Source organism: Cytophagales bacterium (genome assembly GCA_019456305.1).
GTDB lineage: Bacteria > Bacteroidota > Bacteroidia > Cytophagales > VRUD01 > VRUD01.
Window position 1 is genome coordinate 1 of the sequence record VRUD01000008.1, and the last position, 11,019, is coordinate 11,019.

5 protein-coding genes are annotated in these 11,019 nt (G+C 39.6%); all 5 read left to right on the forward strand.

Annotated elements, in window-relative coordinates:
• Window positions 1-196: 196 nt before the first annotated feature.
• The 5 genes from FVQ77_02745 (at window position 197) to FVQ77_02765 (ending at window position 7,784) form a co-directional block, all read left to right on the forward strand.
• Window positions 197-1,735, forward strand: coding sequence for a YifB family Mg chelatase-like AAA ATPase (locus FVQ77_02745; GenBank protein ID MBW8049260.1), 1,539 nt, complete (start codon window positions 197-199; stop codon window positions 1,733-1,735).
• Window positions 1,736-1,860: 125 nt separating this feature from the next.
• Window positions 1,861-2,160, forward strand: coding sequence for an Asp-tRNA(Asn)/Glu-tRNA(Gln) amidotransferase subunit GatC (gene gatC / locus FVQ77_02750; GenBank protein ID MBW8049261.1), 300 nt, complete (start codon window positions 1,861-1,863; stop codon window positions 2,158-2,160).
• Between the two features lie 55 nt (window positions 2,161-2,215).
• Window positions 2,216-5,230 (forward strand): hypothetical protein, encoded by a 3,015-nt coding sequence (locus FVQ77_02755; GenBank protein MBW8049262.1) that lies wholly within the window; start codon window positions 2,216-2,218, stop codon window positions 5,228-5,230.
• Between the two features lie 88 nt (window positions 5,231-5,318).
• A complete protein-coding gene (locus FVQ77_02760) occupies window positions 5,319-6,032 on the forward strand; it encodes an ABC transporter ATP-binding protein (GenBank protein MBW8049263.1) in 714 nt (237 codons plus the stop codon).
• An 84-nt stretch (window positions 6,033-6,116) separates the two neighbouring features.
• The gene (locus FVQ77_02765; GenBank protein MBW8049264.1) at window positions 6,117-7,784 is read left to right on the forward strand and encodes a tetratricopeptide repeat protein; all 1,668 of its coding nucleotides are present in this window, start codon (window positions 6,117-6,119) and stop codon (window positions 7,782-7,784) included.
• The last annotated feature ends 3,235 nt before the right edge of the window (window positions 7,785-11,019 follow it).

Sequence of the window (11,019 nt, forward strand, 5' to 3'; positions counted from 1 at the left end):
ACAAAAGTTATTTGATTGATTTTCAATGTTTTGTGGGATTTAGTGCTTTGGTGTTTTAGTGGCATTTTTTCTTTTTTTACTTTTTGGAGTGGACTCAAGTATTCATTTCTCGATGCAAAAATACGTAAATTATAAAGAATTCTTTCTTTATCCTGCAAATATTATATATTTGCGATAACAAAATAATCAATAAAGAATGGTATCTAAAATATCAGGCAGTGCAGTACATGGTGTTGATGCTTTCACCATAGCGATTGAAGTGAATATCGTTTCGGGAACAAAATTTTATATAGTAGGCCTGCCTGATAATGCGGTTAAGGAAAGTGAAAGACGCGTTGAATCATCCATAAAACATCTTGGTTTTAAGTTCCCCCGCCACAGGGTAGTGGTAAACCTTGCCCCGGCTGATAAGCGAAAGGAAGGCTCTGCTTATGACCTGCCCATCGCATTGGGGATACTTATTTCTTCAAAACAAATAAAGGTGAATGGCTTGGATAAATACATGGTCATGGGTGAACTTTCGCTTGACGGTGCGTCAAGCCCTATCAAAGGCGTGCTGCCTATTGCCATTGAAGCAAGGAAACATGGGTTCAAGGGTTTTGTGCTGCCCAAAGTAAATGCCGCTGAAGCTGCAATCGTAAACAACTTAGATGTAATTGGAGTTGAGAGTTTGCAGGAAGCTATTGACTACTTTGAAGGAAACCTGGTAATAGAACCGCTAAAAAAAGACACCAGGGAGCTCTTTTTGAATACCCGTAACGATTATGATGCTGACTTCGCTGATGTACAGGGCCAGGGAAATATCAAAAGAGCGCTGGAGATAGCTGCATCAGGAGGGCATAATGTGATCATGATCGGTCCGCCCGGTGCCGGCAAAACCATGCTGGCAAAAAGGCTGCCTTCAATATTGCCCCCACTCACGCTGCAGGAAGCGTTGGAAACTACAAAAATTCATTCAGTTGCCGGTAAAACGACCGAACGATCATCCTTGATCGCTACAAGGCCTTTCAGGTCACCACACCATACGATCAGCGATGTGGCCCTGGTGGGCGGTGGCGGAAACCCGCAGCCCGGTGAAATATCTCTTTCGCACAACGGGGTGCTGTTCCTCGATGAGTTGCCTGAATTTAAAAGGACGGTGCTTGAAGTGATGCGGCAGCCCATAGAGGAGCGAAGAGTTACGATCTCAAGGGCAAAAACTTCCGTGGAATACCCGGCTAATTTTATGCTCATCGCCAGCATGAACCCATGCCCCTGCGGCTATTACAACCACCCAGACAAAGAGTGTGTCTGTGTTCCCGGGATGGTGCAAAAATACCTGAGTAAAATAAGCGGCCCCCTGTTAGACCGCATTGACCTGCACGTAGAAGTAACGCCTGTCTCATTTGACCAGATGACGGCTAACAGAAGAAACGAAACCAGCGCAGATATCAGGGAAAGGGTGATAAAAGCCAGGGAAATACAGTCAAAGCGGTTTGAAAAACAAAAAGACATCTATTCCAATGCTATGATGCCCTCCCAAATGGTGAAAAAAGTCTGCCAGATCAATGAAGCAGGTAAAAATTTACTAAAAACCGCCATGGAAAAATTAGGGCTCTCTGCCAGGGCCTATGACAGGATACTTAAAGTATCAAGAACCATTGCCGACATCGAAGGCACTGACGAAATTAAAACAGAGCATCTTGCCGAAGCCATCCAGTACAGGAGCTTGGATAGGGAGGGATGGGCTGGGTAGAAAAGTTGGCAGTTGGCAGTTGGCAGTTGGCAATGTGAGTCAATTGTACAATATTAGTATTCATTCGTATATTTACCCTGTGAAATTTCTTCTATTTAACAGGGTTGGCATCGGATATTCGTATTATGAAAATAGACAAAAAAACCGTTCAAAAAATAGCCCACCTGGCAAGGCTGGAGTTTAAGGATAAAGATGAAGAAGCGATCATTAAAGATCTGAATAAAATGCTTGAATGGGTCGGGAAGCTCAATGAGCTCAATACTGCAGGCATTGAGCCGCTCACACATCTATCTGAGGAGGTCAATGTGATGAGAAAAGATGAGCTGAAAAAACACATCTCCCACGAACAAGGATTAAAAAACGCACCGAAAAAAGATTCGGATTACTTTAGAGTACCCAAGGTGCTGGAGGCGCATGGCGCATAGCGCAGGGCGCATGGAGCAGAGCCCCACCAGTTGGCGGGGCCATGCGCCACGCGCTATGCGCTTAATATTCTGGAAAGACTGGTACACACCTTATAAGATATTTTACAACGTATTTCTTTGTTTATTTGCTGTAAGCTTACTGGCTCTTTTGATCCAGTATTCCATTGGCATTGATAATGTAATAAGCTGGGATATCGTAAATGAACTAAAAAGTGTCAGTATTGTACTGGACAAATTTACTGTAAATTTTGTAGAGACGTTGCATGCAACGTCTCTACAAAATTACGATTTCACTGTAGATACCCATACCTACCTCATTTTTCAAAAATTCGTTGGCAGCAATTTCGAAGTAAACTACCTGGCAACCCTGTTTTTCATCTTTGTTTCATTATCCATAATACTTTTATTGAGCGCTGTAACCTGCCTGAAAGCTGTGTGGTATTTTGGAGGGATGGGCATTTTTGTTATCTTCCTCGTAAGTATTAGATTTGACCTTATCGTTGATCTTGATCCCATTATAAATACAGGTTATCTACAACTAATTAATATCCTGCTTATAACAGCCATCATTTTATTTTGTTCAACGAGCTACTATTTTTATGCTTATAAGAAAGATACCTCTTTTGAATTACGCTTTCTGATATTTTCTATTATCAGTATTTTATTAGGCGGCTTGATATGGTTTAAATCAGATGTGAGCCATCCGGTTTTATTTATGGCCAATTATGGCTGTGTGTTGCCTGTAGTTTTAACAATAATTTTTATTTTTATTATTTCGCTGGAGAATATTGACAGCATTTTATATTTGGCTACCAGGTCAAAAAGCCCCAAAAGTGGCAGTAATCTCCTGCATTTTACATTTTTTTCTCTAATATATCTGTCGTGCCTGGTTTTAGTTTATCTTGAGAACGCAAGATTTTTTGAATTTGATCTGATCTATTTGAACGCGTTTGTGGTATTTGTAGTCTCTGCTCTATTAGGTATCTGGGGCTTCAAAAAAAGAAATGTCTTATTTAAAGGCCAACTGCCTTTTGCTCCGATCGGAGCTTATCTCTACTTAGGTTTTGCCATTATTTCAACCATTACAATGGGCTATTACTTTGCTACCGGCAACGATCCGATGGTTGAGGTTTTTGAAGAAATTATTATTTTGGCGCACCTGATCAGGGGAGGCTTATTTTTTCTCTATATACTCAACAACTTTTCTACTCCCATAGCTCAAAACATGCAGGTACATAAGATCGTATATCAACCAAATCGTACCCCCTTTTTTATCGTAACCGGATTATCTATTCTTGGAATTGCTGCGATGATATTCAAGTCAAACTTTGCTGCGTATGATAAAGTAATTGCAGGTTACCACAATGGGCTGGGTGATATTTACGTTGCTGAAAATAATTATTCCTTAGCTAATAAATATTATAATGATACTTATGTACAGGGTGAGCAAAGCCACAAATCAATTTATGCCATTGCCTCATTAGCCAAAGCCCGGGGTGATGATCGTACAGCGATCAGGTATTATAACAGCGCATTGTCAATGAAACCCACACCATTTTCGTATGCAAATTTAAGTGACCTATACCTTAGCAAGAAAAAGATTTTTGACGCTTTGTTCATTCTGGAGGAAGGGATCAAAAAATTTCCTCTAAGTGGTGAACTCTATAATAATCTCGCTTTAGTTTACAACAATATGAATATGACAGATTCTACCCTTTTCTACCTTGATCTGGCAAGCGCTCATTTAAAAAATAAAAAAGTTCCTGCCTCAAATTTATTAGGATTTTTTGCAAAAAAATCCAATCATTATATTAGGGCTGGACATACCGTGCCCCTACAATTTCAAACCATTGCAGATAGTCTCCAAAATAACCTTGAACTTTCTTCATATCTCCCTTTTGTTAGTAATAGATTGGTAGGCAGCCACAGCCCCCCTAAATCCCCCCGAAGGGGGGACTTCCCAACCCCACTTCCCAAAGGAAAAGGGGATAGCAAAAGCGATGGAAAAGTCCCCCCTTCGGGGGGATTTAGGGGGGCTGGTAGGGGGGCGGGAGATTCTATTTTAAATATTACCCAATTTTGCTGGTTATACAATTATTCTATTTATCATCTCACACAGGATGGAAAGGGAATGGCAAAGTCCCCCCTTTGGGGGGATTTAGGGGGGCTCATTGAACAAAATTACAAATACAATGAGGACCTGCTCTTTCTGACCGCCTGTTACAACTATTATTATAATGACATGGGCAAAGGTAAAATATTACTGGATCAGCTGCAGGAAAATAGCATGTATATGTCTTATCACTATAATAATATTTTAGGTTTATGGATGCTCCAGCAGGGCGCTTACAAGCTGGCTGCAAAATATTTTGATACCGCAAAAAGCCTTACCCCTAATACAATGTCGGAGCGTAGCGGAGATCCCCCCGAGTACTCGGAGGGAAAAGACCAGAAACAAAATGTAAAGGTCAATTATGCCTTTACCTTATCAGCAATGGGTGATAAAAGTCAGGCTATTGAGGCATGGAAAGAATTGGAAAATGATACAAACACACTTACTTCCATGCAACCACACAATCATGCTGGCATGCAGGTCAATAAGATTGCAAAAAATTTTATAAAAGTTTTAAGCGAGCAGGTCGAAGATCCAGACGCAGTCGGGGGAGCAGAGGGAAGCGAGCAAAGGGCACGCCCCCGACTGCGTCTGGATCTTCGACATGCGCCTTGTGATACTTTACAAACATTAAAAACTGATAGCTGTTATAAACTTTTGTTAAAAAGAGCATCATTTTATGAAGACGGAAGAATAAGCGCAGCTAATTTTTACAACACAAAAAACAAAGATTATGCTTACGACATTTTACTGGAAGGTATCGATCTCAATCCTTATTCTGTCAAATTATATAAAGCGTATATTCTTTATTGCCTGGAATTAAATCTTACTTCTTACGCCCAACACGCTATGGATGAACTTCAAATACTTACTACAGAAGAAGATTTTATTGAATTTTTACAAAAATATTATGAGAAACAAACGTTAATAGAAAAATCCCTGGCGGAATGGGAATGAGCGCAGGGCCAGGGCACAATGGTTATATGGTTATATGGTTATTCTGACAGCCATCTAACCATATAACCATATAACCATATAACAATTTATGAAAATCATCCAAACATCCAACATTTCAAGGACCTATAAAATGGGCAGTGAGACTATTTATGCTTTAAAGTCTATTACCATTGATATAGTTAAAGGAGATTATGTAGCATTTATGGGACCTTCGGGTTCAGGAAAATCAACTTTAATGAATATTATTGGCTGCTTAGATACACCTACTTCAGGGAATTATTTTCTTAATCAGCATAAAGTCAGCGATTTAAGTGAAAACAAGCTTGCAAATATCCGCAACAAAGAAATAGGCTTTATATTTCAAACTTTTAATCTCTTACCCCGTTCCACTGCACTTGAGAACGTGTACCTGCCCCTCATTTATGCCGGGTATAAAAAGGCAGACAGAGAAGAAATGGCAATTAGAACGCTTGAAGATGTGGGCCTGAAAGACAGGGCAAATCACCAGCCCAATGAACTATCAGGCGGAGAAAGGCAAAGAGTAGCTATTGCCAGGGCAATGGTCAACAACCCTTCCATATTATTAGCTGATGAACCTACCGGTAATCTTGATTCAGTAACTTCCTACGAGATCATGGACCTGTTTACAGAATTACATAAAAAAGGTCATACCATTATAATGGTAACCCATGAAGAAGCAATTTCAAAATTTGCACACAGGATCATAAAATTGAAAGACGGGCTTATTGAATCAGATAAGGCTAACAAAGAGGTTAAAATGCTTGAATCAGAGAAGGAATGAACCGGGTAATGCGGGAATATCAAATTTATATTTATCTTCAAATTACTGACTGCATAGAATCACGTAAACCATACTTTAATTTATATGCAATTTCCTGAAAAGTCAAATAATTGTAGCTTTATCATTGCACCATGCTCCGCAAAGAGGCGGGGCTATGCGCCATGCGCCTTAGCAAAGGTATTTATCGGAATTATATTTTTTTTATCTTCCTCTACCTTACTTGCTAACAATACTGTAACAGACAGCCTTCTACATGAACTCCAAAAAGCCAAAGAAGCCTGCCCCGATTGTGCAGGAGACACCACAGTTGTAAAAATCTTAAATAAACTATGCTGGGAATACAAAAGCAATGACCCGGCAACAGCCCTTCAATACGGATGGCAGGCGCTGTCTCTTGCTAAACAATTACTAACTCCTGGCAAAAGTGATGAGAATGATGCAATCAAACGGGGAATAGCAACGAGCTTGAATAATATCGGACAGGTCAACAGCCTGCAAGGTAACTACGAAAAAGCCATGGACTATCTGCTGCAATCACTAAAAATGAGAGAGGAAATGAATAATAAAAAAGGAATTGCAGTATGTTTGAATAATATTGGAGGCGTATATTATCATCAAGGCAACCAACAAAAAACCATAGAGTATTTCCTTCAAGCGCTAAAAATATTGGAAAAACTCGGAGATAGACAAAGAACTATTACATGTTTGAATAATATCGGGGGTGTTTATTACTCGCAAACCAACTACGAAAAAGCCATAGAATATTACCTAAAATCCTTGATCATTGCTGAAGAATTAGGACTAAAAAAGGAAATTGCATTACTTTCAAATAATATTGGCGCTGTTTACAAGGAACAAACAGGAATGCTCACTACACAAAAGCTACGGAAACCTAGCTTCAAAAAGACTCTTAAATATTATTTTAAAGCTTTGAAAGCTAATGAAAAATCAGATAACAAACATTGGATGTCAATCAACCTGAATAATATAGCGGAAGTATATTCAGAACAAGAGAATTATAATAAAGCAATTGAATACACTCAAAGAAGCCTGAATATTGTGATAGAAATAGGTGCAAAAGAACAAATAAAACATGCCTGGCACATCCTTGCAGAGACTTATGCCAGACAAGGCCATTACAAAAAAGCTTATGAATACTACCAATTATATTCTGAAATAAAAGATTCACTGTTAAACGAAAACAGCTTTAAGCGAATAGCAGAAATGCAAGCCCAGTATGAAAGTGAAAAAAAAATAACGTTTCTAAAAAAAGAGAAGGAACTACAGGCTATAAAGCTCAAACAACGAACCACACAGCGCAACGTATTGATTATTGGTTTTGGATTGGTAATAATATTAGCATTAGTAGTATTTATAGCTTACCGGCAAAGTAAAATTGCCGCTCAACAAAAAGCACAAAGGCAAATAGAAAAGCATCTTCATGAAATTGATCTTTTGCGGGCAAACATCAATATGGAATTTCCTCAATCTGCTCAAAAATTTAAAGTTACAATAAACCAGGAAGAATTGAACAGGTATCTTTTAAATCCAATGACCGAAAGAGAATTGGATGTGTTATATTTAATTTCAGATGGAAAAACCAACAAAGAGATAGCAGATAAATTATACGTGTCTGTTAATACTATTAAGACCCATATTCTGAAAATTTACGAAAAACTTGATGTCAGAAACAGAACCCAGGCTGTTGTGAAAGCAGGTGGTTTGGATATACTAAATAATAAGATTTCTTAAAAATCACCCAAATGGGTGATAAATATAAAAAAGATAGCGCTGATATTTGGGCGTTTATTTTTAAAACTAAAACTCTAATAGTCATGAAAAAGTTATCCATATTTTTGTTTATCACCCTGATGGCTGTATATGTTAATAGCCCTGCACAGATGTCATTAAAGTGGGCTACACAATATTTAGGTACCGGTAACACTCTGAATGATGCTGTCGGGCTTGCAGTAGATACAAACGCCAATGCGTATGTGGTTAGCAAAAGCTGGAACGGTTCTGATTATGATATTTTACTTATAAAATACAATTCAGTTGGCGACACTATGTGGACCAGCACTTATGATGATACTGGAAATGATGACATTCCTGTGGGTGTAGATGTTGATAACGCTGGAAATATTTATATAGTTGGTAACACCAGCAATGGCCTTAAAAAAGTAATAAGAAAGTACAATACAAACGGGGTTACGCAATGGACACAGACACTTACATCTGCTCTCGGTCTGCCCGCAAATGCAATGACCGTGGATAGTACCGGGAATGTTTACTTTACAGGAAGACGAGTTGATAACATTTCTCCATTTGACGATAACATAGAGACTGTAAAATTCTATTCAACTGGCTTTTTTGCGTGGGGTAAATATTATGATGGAGTCAATGACGGTGATGATGCCGGAAATGATATTACTGTGGATGCTTCAGGAAATGTTTATATCACCGGATATGAGAGAGGGGTATCCAGCAGAGATATAGTAACTATTAAATACAATTCAGCCGGTACACTGCAATGGTCAGAAGCTTATAACAGCATTACAAATCAATTGGATAGGGGTGCAGTTATTTTTACTGACATATCAGGAAATGTATATGTAGGTGGTTATGGCGGGTCTCCTATTGATGGAAGTTCTGGCTTTTTAACGATCAAATACAACTCATCAGGAGGAGCGCCTCAATGGGTAAGTAAATATAGTGCAAGTTCTTTTCTTAATAAAGTAACCGATATCATTGTTGATGCATCCGGGTATGTTTATATGGCAGGAGTTAATAGTAATGGATCAAACGATGATATGATAACTATCAAATATAATTCAGGCGGCACACTGCAATGGGCACAGATCTATGCTGGAGATGCTACATTTAATGAAACAACAAATAGTATTCTCCTGGATGGTTCTGGAGATGTTTATGTGGGTGGTTCAACCAGAAAATTTGGCAATACTGATTATTGTATTATTAAATACGATTTGAATGGGAATTTATTAGAAGAAACTTTTTATGATGGTTACGGCTTTGCAAATTATGGGTCCGCAACAGCATGGGGGAATAACGGAGACATTATTGCTACCGGAAGAAACTGGAGCGGTAGTAATTGGGAAATAGGAACCGTTAACTTCTGCGTTCCTCCTGCTGCCAATGCAGGTTTTGACAAGACAATTTGTGTGTATGACTCCGCACAATTTACTGCTTCAGGAGGCGTAACTTATAGTTGGAGCCCGACAACAGGCATGAGCAACCCTAATATCGCCAATCCAAAAGTCAACCGTAGTTGGGTTGGATCCCCTTATACCTATACTGTCAATGTAACCAATGCCAACGGTTGTTCCGCTACTGACCAGGTAATATTAACTGTCAATAATGATCCTAGCGCTTTTATAACAACAAGCGGTTCAACAACTTTTTGTGACGGCAATTCAGTAGTTTTGAAAACATTATCAAGTTCTTGGATAGATATTGAATGGTACAGGAATGACACACTTGTTGATATTCTTGTAGATTCCATTATTGTTACCCAAAGTGGTAATTATTGGTTTTGGATGGCCAATTCCAGCGGTTGTGTTGACACTTCGGCAACTGAAGTGGTTACTGTAAATCCCCCACCCCCAGCAAATGCAGGAACTGATGTAGGTATTTGTATCGGGGATAGCACCACCTTATCGGCAAGCGGGGGCGTGAGTTATAGCTGGAGCCCTACTATAGGTTTGAGCAATCCTAACATCTTTAATCCGGTTGCCAACCCAACATCAACAACCACTTATACGGTAACAGTAACGGATGCTAATAGTTGTGTAAATATAGATTCTGTAGTAGTAACGGTAAATTCTTTACCTATCGCCAACGCAGGAACTGACGCCAGTATTTGCATTGGATCAGGTACAACATTATCTGCAAGCGGGGGCGTGAGCTATAGCTGGAGCCCTACTATAGGTTTGAGCAACCCTAACATCTTTGATCCGGTTGCCAGCCCAACATCAACAACCACTTATACGGTAACAGTAACGGATGCTAACAGTTGTGTAAATATAGATTCTGTAATAGTAACGGTAAATTCTTTACCTGCCGCCAACGCAGGAACAGATGTAAGTATTTGCACCGGGTCAGACACAACCTTATCGGCAAGCGGAGGTGTAAGCTACAACTGGAGCCCAACAACAGGTTTGAGCAACCCTAACATCTTTAATCCGGTTGCCAGCCCAACATCAACCACCACTTATACGGTAACAGTAACGGATGCTAACAGTTGTGTAAATACAGATTCTGTAGTAGTAACAGTAAATTCTTTACCTGCCGCCAACGCAGGAACAAACGCAAGTATTTGCGTTGGATCAGGTACAACATTATCTGCAAGCGGAGGCGTGAGCTACAACTGGAGCCCTACTATAGGTTTGAGCAACCCTAACATCTTTGATCCGGTTGCCAACCCAACATCAACAACCACTTATACGGTAACAGTAACGGATGCTAATAGTTGTGTAAATATAGATTCTGTAGTAGTAACGGTAAATTCTTTACCTATCGCCAACGCAGGAACTGACGCCAGTATTTGTATTGGATCAGGTACAACATTATCTGCAAGCGGGGGCGTGAGCTACAACTGGAGCCCTACTATAGGTTTGAGCAACCCTAACATCTTTGATCCGGTTGCCAGTCCAACATCAACAACCACTTATACGGTAACAGTAACGGATGCTAATAGTTGTGTAAATATAGATTCTGTAGTAGTAACGGTAAATTCTTTACCTATCGCCAACGCAGGAACTGACGCCAGTATTTGTATTGGATCAGGTACAACATTATCTGCAAGCGGGGGCGTGAGCTACAACTGGAGCCCTACTATAGGTTTGAGCAACCCTAACATCTTTGATCCGGTTGCCAGTCCAACATCAACAACCACTTATACGGTAACAGTAACGGATGCTAATAGTTGTGTAAATATAGATTCTGTAGTAGTAACGGTAAATTCTTT